The sequence below is a fragment of the Aeoliella straminimaris genome (genome assembly GCF_024054565.1).
GTDB lineage: Bacteria > Planctomycetota > Planctomycetia > Pirellulales > Lacipirellulaceae > Aeoliella > Aeoliella straminimaris.
The window spans coordinates 17,238-32,772 of sequence record NZ_JAMXLR010000017.1; the positions used below are offsets into that span (position 1 = coordinate 17,238).

Below are 15,535 nucleotides of genomic sequence, written 5' to 3' on the forward strand. Positions count from 1 at the left end.
ACACGGGGTTACCTGTCGAAGATCTTCTTGATGGCGTGCACCGTAGTCTGTCGCCCAGCACGGGCAATCGACGTGGTGAGCGGAATCTCCTTGGGGCAAACGGCCACGCAGTTCTGAGCGTTGCCACAAACCTGAATGCCGCCGGGTCCCGATAGAGCGTTCAGCCGGTCGTCGGCCAGCATCGCGCCCGTGGCATGTCGATTGAACAGCATCGCCTGGCTGATGGGCGCGGCGCCGAGAAATTCGCTCTTTTCTGCTTCCGCCTGACGAGCCTGATGCTCTTCGATCGACTCGTTGGGTCGCCGTTCCACTTCAACTTTGGAGTACTGCGGACAAGCGTCGACACAGCAGCCGCAGGTCATGCACTCTGAGAGCGGGTAACGCTCTTCCTGCGATTCCTGCGACTCGCGCGGCCCGGCACCACGATCGTAGTAGTCGTCCACAGGCACCCAGGCTTTCACCTTTTCCAGGGCCCGGAACATTCGCGATCGGTCGACCACCAGGTCGCGGACCACGGGAAACTTGGTCATCGGCTGCAGTTCGATCTCGCCTTCGTGCTCTTCGAGCAAGCGGTCGACCAACGCCGAACACGATTGCCGCACGCGGCCATTGATCACCATCGTGCACGCACCGCAGACCTCTTCCAGGCAGTTGCAGTCCCAGGCCACGGGCGTGGTTTCCTTGCCCTCGGCGTTGCGAGCCATGGCAGCGATCTTCTGCAGAACGCTGATCACGTTGAGATTCGGTTCGTACGGTATGCGAAACGTCTCCCAGCGACTCGGCTCGCCAGGGGCGGCTTGCCGAAGGATTCGCACATCGAACGACTCCCGCTTGGTGGAACTTGCGGTCATATCTCTTGGAATTCCGTTAAACTGCCCAATTAAAACTTACTGAGGACACTCTTATTCTAGTTCGCCAGCGAGTATCGGCCAACTCGGACATCATCGGCAGGCGAAACTCTCAGCGTGCGGTACTCTTACTTATTGGCGGGCACCGGGTCGCGGGAGACTTCAGCCGCACCGTTGGCGGGCTTCTCGACACCCTGGGCCCCGGACTCTGTCTTCTTGACCTGCCGCTCCTTCCACACCGATTCGATGATGTCGCCACCGACGATACCGTACAAACGCGGACGCGGCGGAATGAGCGACGTATCGACATCTTCGTAGCTGAGCGTGGGATCGCCCTTTGAGTCGAAATCGGCGATGGTGGTCTTCAGCCACTTGCGGTTTTTCTCTTCGAACTTGTCGCACCACAGCTCGGCCTGCTGGCGGCGTTCGGTCGGATCGGTCGACTCGACACCTGGCATGTCGAACGCTGGTTTGTAATGGGCACCGCGACATTCGTCCCGAGCCAGAGCTCCCTTGAGCAGGGCCTTGGCCAGCGGGAACATGTCGAGCAGGCTCTTGGTGAACATCACATTCTGGTTGGTCCAGACACCGGTGTCGGACAGCGAGCACTTCCTGGCCCGCTCGTGCAACTCGGCAACCTTTTCGATGGCAGCGGTAAGCTGGTCGTTCACTCGCACCACGGTGGCGGCCTTGGTCATCTCCTGGCCCAACTCCTGGTGAATCAGGTACGGGTTCTCGCCGCCGGTCGGGGCCTCAAGCAGCTTCTTGTGCTCCATTTCCTTCTTCGACCGTTCGGCGCGATGCAGCAAGTCGAACTGGGCGTCCGAGGCCGATGCGTCCAGGCTCTTCAAGGCGGTTTCGATGCATGGCCCGACAAACAACCCTGTGAAGATGCACGAGAGCAGCGAGTTGGCCCCCAGGCGGTTGCCACCATGGTACTGGTAGTCGCACTCGCCGATGGCGTACAACCCCGGAATGTTGGTCTGATGGTTGCGAGGCGAGCCCGGCATCAGACCACCCGCGGCGGTCCGCTCGTAGTCGGCCCACAGGCCGCCCATCGAATAGTGCACGGCCGGGAAGATCTTCATCGGCTGGTCGCGTGGATCGACGCCCTGGAACTTCTCGTAGATGTGCAGGATGCCGCCCAGCTTGCGGTCGAGTTCTTCGCGAGGAATGTGCGTCAGATCGAGGTACACGCACTGTTTGTCCGCTTCGACGCTGAGACCTTCATTCACGCAGACATTGAAGATTTCGCGGGTAGCGATGTCACGCGGCACCAGGTTTCCGTATTTGGGATACCGTTCCTCCAGGAAGTAGTATCGCTCGCTTTCGGGAATATCCTTGGGAGCCCGTGTGTCCTGCGGAGTGCGGGGCACCCACACGCGGCCACCTTCGCCACGGGCGCTTTCGCTCATCAGGCGAAGTTTATCGGCACCGGGAATGGCGGTGGGGTGTACTTGGATGAATTCGCCGTTGGCGTATTTGGCCCCGTACTGCACGCTGCGGCTGGCAGCACTTCCGGTGCAGGCCATGCTCATCGTGCTGCGGCCGAAGATCAACCCACAGCCGCCCGTGGCCAGCACCACGGCGTCGGCCGGAAAGGCGCGGATTTCCATGGTCACTAGGTTTTGGGCCGTGGCTCCGCGGCAGCGTCCATCGTCGTCGATGATCGGGCCCAGGTAGTCCCAACCTTCGTAGATGTTTACCTTGCCTGCGGCATGCTGGCGGCGAACCTGCTCGTCCAGGGCGTACAGCAACTGCTGCCCGGTGGTGGCGCCGGCGAAGGCCGTGCGTTTGAACAACGTACCGCCGAAGCGGCGCTGGTCGCGATAGCCTTCCTGCGTGCGGTTGAACGGCACCCCCAGGCGATCCATCAGATCGATGATCTTAGGCGCCCAGTCGGCCATTTCCTTCACAGGCGGCTGGTGCTGCAGGAAGTCGCCGCCGTACACGGTGTCGTCGAAGTGCAGGTACTCGCTGTCGCCCAACTGACGAGTGGTGTCGTTCACGCTGTTGATGCCACCCTGAGCACAAGCGCTATGCGAGCGTTTGACGGGCACCAGGCTCATCAGGTCGACCGCAATGTCCAGTTCGGCCAGCTTCATCGCAGCGGCCAGGCCAGCCAGTCCGCCACCTACCACCAAGACTCGTTGCTCTGCCATTTCGTCTATTCTCCACTCTCAGTCTTCGTCGCTCGGATGGGTGGGATTCTCATCGCTGGCGGGCGTGGCCGTCAGTTCGGGAGTTTCGTCCGAATCAGCGTGATGAGCCCGCTTGTGTTCGGTGGGCGGGATCAACCCGGCCTCCACCTGAACGGTGTACATTTCGTTCTCGATGGCCTCGGCCTGCTTGATCGACTCTTCGCTGCTGCCGATCTTGCGGGCACCCCAGATGGCGCTGAGGCCGACCGCACCCAGCAGCACCGATGCCGCCAGGCAGACCTTCAAGGCGTTGGCCTGGGCGTGCGGACGAGTCCAGATGCCCCAGGTGATGCCCGCGGTCCAGACGCCATTGAACAAGTGAAACGCTGCGGCCAGCACGCCCAGGGCGTACAGCAGCGAGACCAGCATGTTCTGCATGATCAGCCCAATCGAGGAGGCCGCGTTGTACGGGCTGAACTGGGCTCCGCCCCACCGCTCGGCTACGTTGAGCCACCAGTCGAAGTGGAACCAGCCATGCGTCTGGAAGACGTGCCACAGGATGAACAGGAACAGATACAACCCAGTGGCCCGCTGCAGCGTGTACCGCCAGTTGGCCTCGTAGGGGTAGTTCTTGTTGTTGGGAATCATCCCGACGGTGATGCCAATGCCCACGAACATGTGGAACAGGATGGGCAGGAAAATAAATACCCACTCCACCAATGGCAGAATTCCGCCCATCGAATGGATGGCAAGGACGTTCTTCTGAAACGCCTGCGCACCACCGACGATGCTGGCGTTAACAAACAAATGGACGCAGACGTACCCGCCGAAAATGATGCCGGTCAAAGAATGTAACCGGCGAATCAAAAACTCATGGCGGACGAAAAACGACGGCTCAGTTCCAGCCACCGCAACACCTCGTGGGTTCGATACCAGACGGCCCGCGGTCGAGTGCACCAAAATGCACACTAAGTGCACATCTCGTTGCCAGACCGCGAGTTAGGATGACTTCTCACCCGTAGTATAGAGGGGCCGGCAAATGTCGCAAGGTGGCGAGGCATTTGGCCGGCGAGCAAAGCGTCGGCGTCGCCTCGGCCTGCCGTGGTTGCCGTTAACCGCCAATCACGCGCCAGCTGATGTGCTGAGCGTCGCCCGCTTGGCTCGGTACTGCTCCGCCAGGTCTGCCTGGCCCTGCTGTTCGAGCAAGGGAATCAGCCGGTCGTAGGCGGCGGCAAATTGCTCGTCGAAGCGAATCGCGTTGATGTACGACTTGGCGGCCTCGTCCGGCTTGCCGAGGTTGTCGTAGCACAAACCTCGCTTGTAGTAGTTGCTGGCGTTCTCGAAGTCGAGGCGAATGCACTCGTTGAAGCTATCGATAGCGCTGTCGAACTCGCCCAACTGGAAGTAGGCGTGTGCCCGATTGCGGTACGCGTCCGCATATCGGTTGCTGAACGAGATGGCCGTATTGTAAGCCCGAATGGCTTCGCGGTACTTGCCCATCTTGGCGTAGGTAATGCCTTGCCACAGATAGGCCCGTGCGTCTTCGAAGTTGAGCGATTGGGTGTCTGTCAGGTCACGCAGCGCCAATTCGTACTCGCCCATGTTGACAAAGCAGATCGCACGGCGGAAGTAGGCTTCGCCCTTCTCAGGGTTCAGGTTAATCGACTCGCCCAGTGCCTTGACGGCCTGGCCATATTCTTCGAGGAACCGGTGAGCCAGGCCTTGGTGGTAATACACTTCGCTGCGCACGTTGTCGTAGTCATGCGACTCGGGCAGCAAGTCCAACAGTTCGTCGCCCGACTTGATGCTGTCGGTAAGCGCTGCTTCGCGTTCGGCTTTGTCGTCCGCCGTCTTGCCAATCTCTTCGTACACGACGGCCAGCGTGATGTAGCCCTGCGCGAACGGCACGTCCTCTTGGCCTTTTTGAGGCTCGTACACTTCGATGGCCTTCTTGATGGCCTCGATGGCCTCGGGGTACTGCTGCTCCGCGATGTGCAGTGTTCCCATGGTCGAATAGGTCTGGTAGTCGTTCGAATCGAGTTCGACCGAGCGATTCAAGTCGGCAAACGCGTCCTCCACCTCATTCATCGAGGCATAGGCCGTACCGCGCAAACGCAGTGCTTCGGCATCGTTGGGATTCTCGTCCAGGTATTCGGTAAGCAACGGTTCGGCCTGTTCGCCGAAGCCGGCTTGATACGGACTACCAAGGGCGTACGCTTTGCCCAGCGCGAACACGTAGGGCAAGTGGGTGCGGTTGGAGTTGTGCGCGGCCTGCAAGTCGGGAAGCGCGGCACCAATAAACTGGCTCCCCATGTCCAGGTACATCTTGCCCCGCTGGTACTGCAGTTCCGCCCGCAGGGCCTTCTTCTTGGGATCGGCGCTGTTGGTCAGGTCGTCGGCTTTGCGAAAATCATCCAAGGCCTGCTGGTAGAGTTCCAGTCCGGCCCAAGCCTGCCCCCGACCAATGTAGGCAGCCGCTTCGGCGAGCGTATCGCGTTGAGCGGTCGCTGCATTGAGGATCTGCGTGTACATGTCGGTGGCTTTGTCCCACTCCTCATTCTCCAACGCGGCATTCGCCTGCTCGAAGGGATTTTGGGAGGGCGTATCTTCCGCACCAAATTCGTCCTGGGCGAAGGCGGCTGTGGTGAGCAACGCCGCGAGCAATGCAGGGCAGCAGGCGAAACGCAGGAAGTTGATCGTCGACATGTTCAGCCACCTCGGGAAAGGCCCGCCACGCCTCGCTGGCGGACAAAATGTTGCTTTGCCAGCCGCAGCGCCGGCCATTGGTATGTAGTCTTTCGGAATCGAGCGAAGCGAGATTGCACCCCGTCCGCTAGCGGTGCACAAGCGCACCTGTGCTATTCATCGTACCCCCTCCGGGCGCGGATGCCGCCCGATTGCTCGCTCGGCCCGCAATTCACGCCCCCGATGGTGGGGTCTTTCCGGTCGCAACGAAACGGGCGCTTCGTCGCTTGGGTTGTTCTACGCCAACCCTTGAGATGTGGTTCGGCGAATTTGTGGCAGGACGTTGTTAAGCTGTGACGATTCGTCACAAAGCAATTCACCCGCTCGACCGGTCCGACCGATGCAACTGTTGCGTTATGCTCTTTCCCCCCCGGTGATTTACTATGCTGAGTTATGCCCCCATCGTTTGCATGGTGCCTCTGGCACTGGCTGGTTGCTTAGCCACGGCGCAAGAAGTTACCCCCTCCACAGGGCCACTTTCACTCGACTCGGCCGAGGCCATCGCCCTCGACTCGCACCCCGGCATCTACGAGGCGGCCGCCCGAGTGCGGGCCGCGCGGGGCAACTGCGTGCAAGTGGGTCTGCCGCCGAATCCGGAGTTTGGCTACATGGGGTCCGAAATGGGCAACGATGGAGCCGCCGGGCAGCAAGGCCTCTATGCCGGGCAGACGTTCATCCGTGGCAACAAGCTGGGGCTCAACCGTCAGGTGGCCGTTCAACAGGTGCGCGAGCAACAGCAATTGCTCGAAGCGGAAAAGCTGCGAGTGCTAACCGCCGTGCGAATTGCGTTCTACGATGCCTACCTCGCGCAGCGTGAGGTTGAACTGAGTGAAGCCTTGGTCGGAGTCAGCACGAAGGCCAGCGATTCGGTGCAACAACTGTTCGAGGCGCAAGAAGCTCGACGCATCGATGTGCTGCAAGCGAACATCGAACTGAATCGCATCGAAGTCAAGCTGGCTCAGGCTCGTGCCCGGCGCGATTCGGCCTGGCGTCGATTGGCCGTGGCGATGGGACAACCCAACCTGACGGCTCAGTCCGTCGAGGCCGACCCAACCAAGCTGACCTGGCCCCACGACTGGGAATCGTCCCGTCAAATACTACTGGGCAGCAATCCCGACGTGGCCGCACTGGTTGTCGATATCCAGCGAGCCAGGGCGGCAGTCGCCCGGGCTTGTGCCGAGCCAGTCCCCGACGTCACGGCGCAACTGGCAATGCAGTACGACAATGCAACGCAAGACGCCATCGGCGGTGTCCAGGTCGGGATGCCGATTCCCATCTGGAATCGCAACCAGGGAGGCATCGCCCAGGCCCGGAGCGAGCTCACGGCAGCCTCGCGAAAGCTCGAGGCCGTGGAACTCGACTTGACGTCGCAACTCGCCGAGATGATGCGAGAGTACCAGTCGGCTAAAGCTCAAGCCGATGCCTACCAAGACAACATTCTCCGCCGGGCTCAGGAGAACATGGACCTCACGCAGCAAAGCTACAACGCCGGCGAGGCCAGCTACCTGGAACTGCTCACGGTGCAGCGAACTTACTTCGAGTCGAGCCTCGATTACCTGGCCACTCTGGGACAGGTGAACCGTAGCGTGCAAACGCTGACGGGCTTTCTGGTTGGCGCTCGCGGTGAGTGAGCGGGAGTTTGCAGAAAGCACACATTGGTCGGGCCGCGAGGAGAACACAGCGCAACAAAACAGGCCGCCGAAGCAGTAGTGCATCGGCGGCCTGCTTGTATTCTAGCCGGTTGGAAACGACCAATTAGAACTGGTCGGCCGAAACCGGGGGAAGCTTGGCATCCCGGACACCGTTGGGAGCGTAGTCCGAACGCCGAGAATTCGTGGTCATCAACTGGCCATACACGACCGGATCGATCGTCTCGACGACGAAGGTTACGCGGGCGTCGCCAAAGGACATGTTCACGCCACCGGAGTGGTTGCTGGACGGATAAGCGTAGCAGTCCGTCAACTCCGTCATGTTCCGCGGCGGAAGAAGGTCGGCGGGAATTCCGTTGATCTTCTGGTAGGTGGGCAGGCAGCTTGAATTCTCAGGGTCGGCGGTGCCGGCAGTGGTGGCCTGGTTCGACCACATGAAGCCGAACCACAAGCCGTTGTCAGCCAGCACGGAGTTCTTGTTCTGCGAGATCATGGTTGGCTGATTGCCGGAATCGACGTAGGCCCAATAGAACGAATCGAGTCGTTCGCTGACCATCACGGTGTTCGAAGCACCATCGTTAGACATGTAGTTAATCGATACCTGAGGCGGCTTGCTGTCCTCGCGGCCATCTTTGGCGCCAGATGGAATGGCGTTGAGGTTGACACTGCGATCCACGAACACGCCATTGGCTGGGTTCTCATAGACCGTGTTGCGGCTGGGATCGGTCGACATCTGGCCACTGTTGCCGACGTACGAGCACCAGGGGAAGCCGGGGATCTCGGGTGGATTGCTGGGGCATTGCAGAACTTCAAGTTCGGGAGTGTTGCCAGCAGCGGAACCGGAGAAGCTGCTCCAGTTGTCCCACAATGCTGGTTGGTCCATGTAAGGGAACAGCATCACAATCCAACTGGCCTGGCGAGCAGTCGTGTATTGCTGGTTGCTGTCCTTCGAACTTCGCACATCTTCAATGTCGTTGATGTAGCCAGGCAGGTAACCTCGAGTCGAGTCGAAGGTTGTCAGGGCCAAGCCCAACTGACGCATGTTGTTCTTGCAGGTGTTGTTGCGAGCTGCCTCGCGCGCAGCACCCACCGCAGGCAATAGCAGGGCGACCAGGGTGCCGATGATCGCGATCACGACCAGCAGTTCAACCAGGGTAAAGCCGCGGGGTATTCTGCGGCCAGCGAGTGAGTGCCTCATGTTTCTTCTCTCTTCGAATTTCGCCGCTGGGCAAGCACCGAGTTGCTGTGCGGCAGGGATGAAAGGCAGATGATAGCATCGGCCCGGTTCGCCGGGCCGAATCTGTTCCGTACGCGTGTCGCCTTTGATGAATTGTGATGACAGGAGTGAAGGTCTACGCAATTAGCGGCCATCGACCCGTGGCGACGAGGCAGGACGAGTAACCGGGCGGGTGGTGCAGTAGACACCATCGCCAATCTAAATTGTGGCAAAAACCGGGGCGTTTGTCCAGAAAACAGGTACGCCCCCGGCACCGGTCGCTTGAATAACCGCTCCATTCTGGTATTCTCCACCGCAGCGAAGCGGAGTCCGGCATGGGTCTCGCCGGAGGTCCTCCAATCGCCATTCGCCCAAAGCAGCCCCATTTCTTCCTCAAGAGGCTGTTTTTACCCAACTTCTTGGGACTGGCGGCACAAATACTCGGCTGGCCGTATCCAATAACCCCACCCTTCCAGGAGTACTAGGAATGTCCATGTTCATCGGCGAAGCCCTGACGGGCGATGGCAACGAAATCGCCCACATCGATCTGCTGCTGGGCAGTAAAGATGGTCCCGTCGGCGCAGCTTTCGCCAATGCCCTGGCTCGCCAAAGCGAAGGTCACACCAACCTGTTGGCTGTGCTGACCCCGAATCTGGCCGTGAAGCCCGCCACCGTCATGATCACGAAAGTGACCATCAAGGGGATGAAGCAGGCCGTACAAATGTTCGGACCCGCCCAGGCCGCCGTGGCCAAGGCCGTGGCCGACAGCGTGGCCGATGGCGTCATCGCTCAAGACGCCGCGGAAGATCTGGTCTGCGTCTGTGGTGTGTTTATTCACCCCGAAGCAGAAGACGACAAGAAGATCTACGAGTACAACTACGAAGCCACCAAGATGGCCATCAAGAACGCGATGGAAGGAAAGCCTTCGGCCGCTGAGATGATCGCCGGCAAAGACGAAGCAGCCCACCCGTTCCGGGGCTTCTAGCCATATTCCCTTCCCCGCGCGATTTCGCGCGGGGAAGGCGTGTTTCTCCACTGCCGTGGGGCGGGCGGACTTTGCCAGCGGGCTTGTCCCCCTGCCCGGAGTTTGTTCCAGACTGGCAGCAGCCAGGCCTCGGCGCGATCTCTGGTACAACTCTTCCTCCCGTTTCATGCTCTGGCCCAAAACCGGTTTTTTGGGCCAGGTGTGGGGAACAACGATGCATGGGCCCAAAACTCTGGGAGTTTTGTCCCCGTGGGTTTGCTGATACCCCGAGTTTTTCCGAGGTGTTTTGGCTTGCCTCGCGTCAAAACCGACCACGTTGTTCTCCGCATGTTCAGCCAGTTGTACCAATACTCGGTTGGCCCAAAACTAAGCTAGCCTCGCTTAGCTCCGCGAGCGAACTCGATGCGACCGCTCCGGCGCAGCGCGCACCGCTACCGTAACCGAACTCGCCAGAGTTCGCTTGGCGTGAGAGCACACAAGTTATCACCCTGCATTCTCCCCCGCTGCGTGTAAAAATCCTACAAGCACCGGTGAGAATCTGTAGAAAACTGGTTCTTGCTCGGTTGTCCTCCGTGGGGGAAGCCTAGGTCCCCGATCGTCGCATCCACCGAACGCCTATTTGCGAAGGCCGTGCCACCATGCCTGCCAAGATTCTCGTTTGCCTCGATACCGATCCGCAGCCCAGCGTATTCGACGGGGTCGTGGCAGTTGATGCGGGCGTCGAGCACCTGTTCCGTCACGGCGGCATCACGCCTGCGGCCGTGCAGGACCTGGTGTATGGGGCCATCTTTACCCGTGCTCCAGCCGATCTGAAAAACACGGCCATCTTTGTCGGGGGCAGCGATGTTTCGGCTGGGGAGAAGGTGCTGGCCGCGGTGACCAATACCTGCTTCGGACCCATGCGGGTGTCGGTAATGCTCGACTCCAACGGGTCCAATACCACCGCAGCCGCGGCCGTGATTGCCGCCGGGCGGCATGTCGATCTGTCGAAATCGACCGTCACGGTGCTTGCCGGCACCGGTTCAGTGGGAAAGCGGATCCTGCGGATGCTGGCCGACGACGGCGCGCGGATGCGACTCGGTTCGCGATCGCTTGAGCACGCCCAGCAAGTGGCCGATGAGGTCCGTCAGCAAGCGCCCCAGGCACAGATCGAGTGCGTGGTCACCACCGACGAAGCGGGACTGCGGAGCTCGATCGACGGTGCCCAGGTGGTGATTTCCAGTGGCCCACCGGGGGTAGCGCTATTGCCACAGAGCGTCCGCCAAGATTATCCCAACCTGAGTGTTGCGATCGATCTGAACGCGGTGCCACCCTTGGGCATCGAGGGAATTGAAGTCGCCGACAAGCGAGTCGAGCAGGGGGCGACCATCTGCTACGGGGCCATTGGGGTTGGTGGCACGAAAATGAAGATTCACCGCGCCGCAGTCGAGAAACTGTTTACGGCCAACGACCTGGTGCTCGACGCGACCGAGATCTACGAGTTGGGCAAGTCGCTGGAGTAGTAAACGCACGCTGCTAACGGCTGAGCGCCAGCAGCACCAGGAAGGTCAGCAACAACACGGTCGCCGAGCAGCATGCCACGACGATCCGAACCTTGGACCGCAGCCGAGACTTCTCCTCGGGGCTCAGAACGTTGGGATCGACCTTGGTTCTGACCGTGGGTCCAGTGTTCGCCTGCTCCGCAATCACCGCGGGCGCCCGCGGTGGTGCTTCTTCTGTTGGTGGGCGATGTTCTGCGGTTTGGGCACCCTTTGCCGAAGCTGCTGGCGCTGGCGGAGGAACGGGCGTCGACCGCTGCGGGCGAGAGGCCGGAGAGGGCGACGCCGCTGGTGCCGCGGTTGTCTTACTGGGTAACACCCGGCCACAATGCGGGCAGGTAGCCGATTCGACGCCGCTTAGCGAACTGCCGCAATGCGGACATTGGGACGGCGGGGCGGGAGTTGGTGGAGACGAGTTCGACATGGTTGTCTTCTATCGTAACTGGTCGAAGCCGAACTCTAAAGCAATAATGGCGTTTTGATATTCAATGACCTCGAAAATCTCACCCAGCGGATCGCACGGCCTTGGCCAAGAAACGTCGTCCTAACAACCGCCCCGCCAAATCGAAGGCGGGCAAATCGAAAGCCAGTGGAGACGCGCGCAGCGTGTCGTTGGTGGCTGCGTCCAGCGGGACGGGCTGGGTGCTGCGTCATCCTCGCTGTGCTCGAGATCGGGCAGAGGACATTGAAGAGGTCCACATGATGATCGAAGCCGGTGAGCTGGACGTCGCCCAGGACGAACTGCGGTGGCTGCTCTCGGGATGCAGCGACTGTCTCGAGGCTCATCTGTTGTTGGGGCAGGTGGGGCTGGACAAAGACAACGACTTTCCGCTGGCTCGCGGGCACTTTGGCTACGCCTACCAACTTGGTCTGCGGGCTTGGAAGCGGTCGGGGGAGCCAACACCTGTGCCGTACTCGCAATTGGCCAATCGCAGCTTCCACGAGTCGGGGCGCTCGCTAGCGTGGTGCCTGGAGAAGCTTGGCAAGTCGTCGATGGCCGACGAAGTGGTCGCCACGCTGCTGAAGCTCGATCCCACCGACCCACTGGAGTGTCGCCAGATGATTCGCGACCTGCGCGATACAGGCTCGCTGCCAATGCTGTAAACCACTACTTGTTTGGCAACCGTCGCTCGGCCAGGTACAAACCGGCCAGCAGCTTAAAGTCGACCCCATCGCCCGCTTCAATCTTCGCGCTGAGCCACTCGTCGGTGTTATCCAGGGCTACTTCGTGCACAATGATCGACTCCGCTTCGTCGCCGCCGCCCAAACCAGTCTTGCGCACGTTCTCGGCCAGATAGAAGGTCACGGCCTCGTCGGTCAGCCCTGGAGAGGAGTAGCCTTCGGCAAGCAACGTCCACTCGCCCGACTCGTAGCCGGTTTCTTCCAGCAACTCCCGCTGCGCGGCCGTGAGTAGCGGTTCGCCAGCCACCTCGGCCGTATCGCCTACGAGTCCTGCTGGTATTTCAATCACATTGCGTCCGACCGGTATCCGATACTGTTCTACCAGAATGACACGTCGATCGGGGGTGATAGCAACAATGCCCACCGCTCCGGAGGCAATGGTCCTAGTCGCGTATTCCCAGTGCCCCTGGCCGATCAATTCCAGGTGTTTTCCGCGATGCAGGGATACGGGTGGTGGCAGATCAGGTGATTCAGGCATGGTCGGCGATCCTTGAAGTTTAGCATTAGACTCCGACAGGTCGAAGCTCGCAACCGCATGGTTGCACAACGAGCAACTAGCCGCGAGACTGGAAGGCTAACGAGCAGTTTGCAAGTGATAGAGCAAGCGTTCGACAGCAGGGAAACCGCTGAAAGCCTTTGGCACGGGATGTGCCTTTTAGTCGTGCTTTCTTGGTGGTCGCCACCACCCGGTTTCCTATAGTCCCACGAAATCTCCACTCCACCCCGCAAACGAATTCCATGGCCAGCTCAACGGAGGCGACTGCCCCTGCACCCCCTGCGCAGGTCGACCGGCACTCCGCCCAACGCAACCTATATGCGCAGTACCGGCGGGTCCGCCAGCAGTCCGATCGGATTAGTGAACCACTAACGCCCGAAGACTGCGTGGTGCAGTCCATGCCCGACGCCAGCCCGGTTCGCTGGCATCTGGCGCATACCACCTGGTTCTTCGAGACTTTTGTTCTCAAGCAGGTGATCGAAGACTATCAGCCCGTCGATCCCGCCTTCGAGTACCTGTTCAATTCGTACTACAACCAGGTCGGTAAGCAGTTTCCCCGCCCACGCCGAGGCTTGCTCTCCCGACCAGGATTGCAGGATGTGAAGCAATACCGCCAGGCGATTGACGGCCGGATCGAAGAACTGTTGACGGGCGAGAGCCAGCTCGACGAAGGCCTTCTGCAGGTTCTCGAACTGGGGCTCCATCACGAACAGCAGCATCAAGAGTTGATCCTCACCGATGTAAAGCACATGCTTTCCTGCAATCCGTGCTGGCCTGCCTATCATCTGCCCGCCACCAAGGAACATGAAGCGCCTGCGGAGCTAAGTTGGATAACCGGGCCCGAAGGGGTTCGCTCGATGGGCTACGCAGGCAACGATTTTGCCTACGACAACGAAGGCCCGGTGCACGAAGTGCTGCTGCAACTCCACGAGTTGGCGTCGCGACTAATCACCAATGGCGAGTACCTGGAGTTCGTCGAAGCTGGTGGCTATCGTCAGCCTCAACATTGGCTCTCCTTGGGGTGGAATACCGTCGGCGAGCAGGAGTGGAATGCACCACTCTATTGGCATCAGGTCGATGGCCAGTGGTGCGAGTTCACGCTGGCGGGCCTCGAGCCACTCGATCTGGCCGCACCGGTGTGCCATGTGAGCTTCTTCGAAGCCGATGCCTACGCGCGGTGGCGGGGCGTTCGCCTGCCAACCGAGGCCGAATGGGAGCAGGCTGCCAGCGCCCGCGACGTCGAACAAGATGGCAACTTTGTGGAGAGCGGTCTCTATCACCCGATGCCTGCCAGGTCTTCAGCAGGCATGCAGCAACTGTTTGGCGACGTGTGGGAATGGACTTCCAGCCCCTATACGCCTTATCCCGGCTATCGCCCACCTGCTGGAGCGATTGGCGAGTACAACGGCAAGTTCATGTGCAACCAATACGTGTTGCGCGGTGGTTCTTGTGCGACTTCTGAAAGTCACATCCGTCCTACGTACCGCAATTTCTTTCCGCCGGACGCCCGTTGGCAGTTCACCGGCATTCGCCTGGCTCGCTAGAGTCATCCAGCACGACGATCTCTGTCCATCGCAATCACCGACGAAGAAAGTTTGTCCATGGTTTCTCAAGCTCCAATGCAATGCCCGTCGCTTACCAGCCGCGAACAGTTCCTCCGCGACGTGCTGGCCGGGTTGCGTGCGTCGCCAAAGGTGCTGCCCAGCAAGTACTTCTACGACCAACGAGGGAGTCAACTGTTCGATCAGATCTGCGAACTTCCGGAGTACTACCCCACGCGCACCGAAGTGGCCATCATGCAATCCCACGCCTCAGCGATGGGTGATCTGATTGGCCCCAACAGCATGATTATCGAGCTGGGCAGCGGCAGCAGTATGAAGACGGGATGGCTGCTGGAAAACGTGCCACGCCCGCTGTGTTATGTGCCCGTCGACATTTCAGGCGAGCATCTGCTGGAGGCCGCCGATCGCATCGCCGATCGTTTTGCCGATATTGAAGTGCTGCCGGTATGCGCGGACTTTTCGGCCGAGTTCGAATTGCCCGAGGCGGATACCGCGATCGATCGCCGCGTGGCCTATTTCCCCGGTTCGACCATTGGCAACTTCCGACCCGCCCCAGCTCGGCAACTGCTGGCGGGGATTGCAAAGCTGGTCGGCCCTGGCGGCGGACTGCTGATCGGTTTCGACCTGGAGAAGGATCGGCAGACGCTCGAGGCCGCCTATGACGATGCCGACCAGGTGACGGCCGCCTTCAACAAGAATCTGCTCCGCCGCATCAACCAAGAGCTAGGCGGCGACTTCGCCCTTGAGCAGTTCCGTCACCGGGCCGTCTACAACGAGTCTCACCGGCGCGTCGAAATGCACCTGGTAAGCCGGGTGCAGCAGGTGGTTCGCATCGACGGGGCAACCGTCCCGTTTGCCGCCGGCGAGAGCATTCGCACAGAATTGTCGCACAAGTACCGCCCCGACAGCTTCGCCCGCCTTGCCCAGTCTGCGGGTTTCACCCCCGTGCAACTGTGGACCGACCCCAAACAGCTTTTCGCCGTGGGATACTACACCGTAAAGGGCTAGACGCACCACTCCGAACCCAGCCTCCCCAACGGTGTCCGGAGAGGTTACGATAGGAACTTCCCGCGAGCCACCGCTCGCCACGCGTCCGTAGCTCAATTGGATAGAGCACTGGTCTTCGGAACCAGGGGTTGCAGGTTCGAGTCCTGCCGGGCGTGCTAGACACTT

The 15,535-nt window shown here is 60.4% G+C and carries 13 protein-coding genes and 1 tRNA gene; 7 read left to right on the forward strand and 7 right to left on the reverse strand.

The window, feature by feature from the left end:
* Positions 1-8 precede the first annotated feature (8 nt).
* From sdhB to NG895_RS04085, 4 genes are all read right to left on the reverse strand, one after another.
* Positions 9-851 carry a succinate dehydrogenase iron-sulfur subunit gene (gene sdhB, locus NG895_RS04070; RefSeq protein ID WP_252851174.1) on the reverse strand — a complete coding sequence of 281 codons (843 nt, stop codon included), beginning with the start codon at positions 849-851 and terminating at the stop codon, positions 9-11.
* A gap of 125 nt (positions 852-976) precedes the next feature.
* Entirely contained in the window at positions 977-3,010 is a 2,034-nt protein-coding gene (gene sdhA, locus NG895_RS04075) for a succinate dehydrogenase flavoprotein subunit (RefSeq protein ID WP_252851175.1), read from the reverse strand.
* 18 nt (positions 3,011-3,028) lie between these two features.
* Positions 3,029-3,898: a succinate dehydrogenase cytochrome b558 subunit gene (locus NG895_RS04080; protein WP_252851176.1), complete on the reverse strand. Its 870-nt coding sequence runs from the start codon at positions 3,896-3,898 to the stop codon at positions 3,029-3,031.
* 213 nt (positions 3,899-4,111) lie between these two features.
* Positions 4,112-5,695 (reverse strand): tetratricopeptide repeat protein, encoded by a 1,584-nt coding sequence (locus tag NG895_RS04085; protein WP_252851177.1) that lies wholly within the window; start codon positions 5,693-5,695, stop codon positions 4,112-4,114.
* Between the two features lie 422 nt (positions 5,696-6,117).
* On the opposite strand from NG895_RS04085, the gene NG895_RS04090 reads away from it, so the two are divergent.
* Positions 6,118-7,365, forward strand: coding sequence for a TolC family protein (locus NG895_RS04090; protein ID WP_252851178.1), 1,248 nt, complete (start codon positions 6,118-6,120; stop codon positions 7,363-7,365).
* 124 nt (positions 7,366-7,489) lie between these two features.
* Here NG895_RS04090 and NG895_RS04095 read toward each other — a convergent pair whose 3' ends face one another.
* Positions 7,490-8,581 carry a DUF1559 family PulG-like putative transporter gene (locus NG895_RS04095; RefSeq protein ID WP_252851179.1) on the reverse strand — a complete coding sequence of 364 codons (1,092 nt, stop codon included), beginning with the start codon at positions 8,579-8,581 and terminating at the stop codon, positions 7,490-7,492.
* A gap of 505 nt (positions 8,582-9,086) precedes the next feature.
* Here NG895_RS04095 and fae point away from each other — a divergent pair.
* On the forward strand, positions 9,087-9,584 hold the full coding sequence (gene fae, locus NG895_RS04100; RefSeq protein ID WP_252851180.1) for a formaldehyde-activating enzyme: 498 nt from the start codon (positions 9,087-9,089) through the stop codon (positions 9,582-9,584).
* A 638-nt stretch (positions 9,585-10,222) separates the two neighbouring features.
* Positions 10,223-11,086, forward strand: a complete 864-nt coding sequence (locus tag NG895_RS04105; RefSeq protein WP_252851181.1) for an NADP-dependent methylenetetrahydromethanopterin/methylenetetrahydrofolate dehydrogenase — start codon at positions 10,223-10,225, stop codon at positions 11,084-11,086.
* A 13-nt stretch (positions 11,087-11,099) separates the two neighbouring features.
* Here the strand turns inward: NG895_RS04105 and NG895_RS04110 are convergent, their stop codons facing one another.
* Positions 11,100-11,273, reverse strand: a complete 174-nt coding sequence (locus NG895_RS04110; RefSeq protein ID WP_252851182.1) for a hypothetical protein — start codon at positions 11,271-11,273, stop codon at positions 11,100-11,102.
* A 374-nt stretch (positions 11,274-11,647) separates the two neighbouring features.
* Between NG895_RS04110 and NG895_RS04115 the strand changes: the two genes are divergently transcribed.
* On the forward strand, positions 11,648-12,226 hold the full coding sequence (locus tag NG895_RS04115; protein ID WP_252851183.1) for a hypothetical protein: 579 nt from the start codon (positions 11,648-11,650) through the stop codon (positions 12,224-12,226).
* A 4-nt stretch (positions 12,227-12,230) separates the two neighbouring features.
* Here NG895_RS04115 and NG895_RS04120 read toward each other — a convergent pair whose 3' ends face one another.
* On the reverse strand, positions 12,231-12,782 hold the full coding sequence (locus NG895_RS04120; RefSeq protein ID WP_252851184.1) for an NUDIX hydrolase: 552 nt from the start codon (positions 12,780-12,782) through the stop codon (positions 12,231-12,233).
* Between the two features lie 260 nt (positions 12,783-13,042).
* Between NG895_RS04120 and egtB the strand changes: the two genes are divergently transcribed.
* The 3 genes from egtB to NG895_RS04135 all read left to right on the forward strand — a co-directional run bounded on the left by egtB (position 13,043) and on the right by NG895_RS04135 (position 15,525).
* Entirely contained in the window at positions 13,043-14,344 is a 1,302-nt protein-coding gene (egtB, locus tag NG895_RS04125) for an ergothioneine biosynthesis protein EgtB (protein ID WP_252851185.1), read from the forward strand.
* Between the two features lie 57 nt (positions 14,345-14,401).
* Positions 14,402-15,370: an L-histidine N(alpha)-methyltransferase gene (gene egtD / locus NG895_RS04130; RefSeq protein WP_252851186.1), complete on the forward strand. Its 969-nt coding sequence runs from the start codon at positions 14,402-14,404 to the stop codon at positions 15,368-15,370.
* 81 nt (positions 15,371-15,451) lie between these two features.
* Positions 15,452-15,525 (forward strand) — tRNA-Arg (locus tag NG895_RS04135).
* Positions 15,526-15,535: the final 10 nt, after the last annotated feature.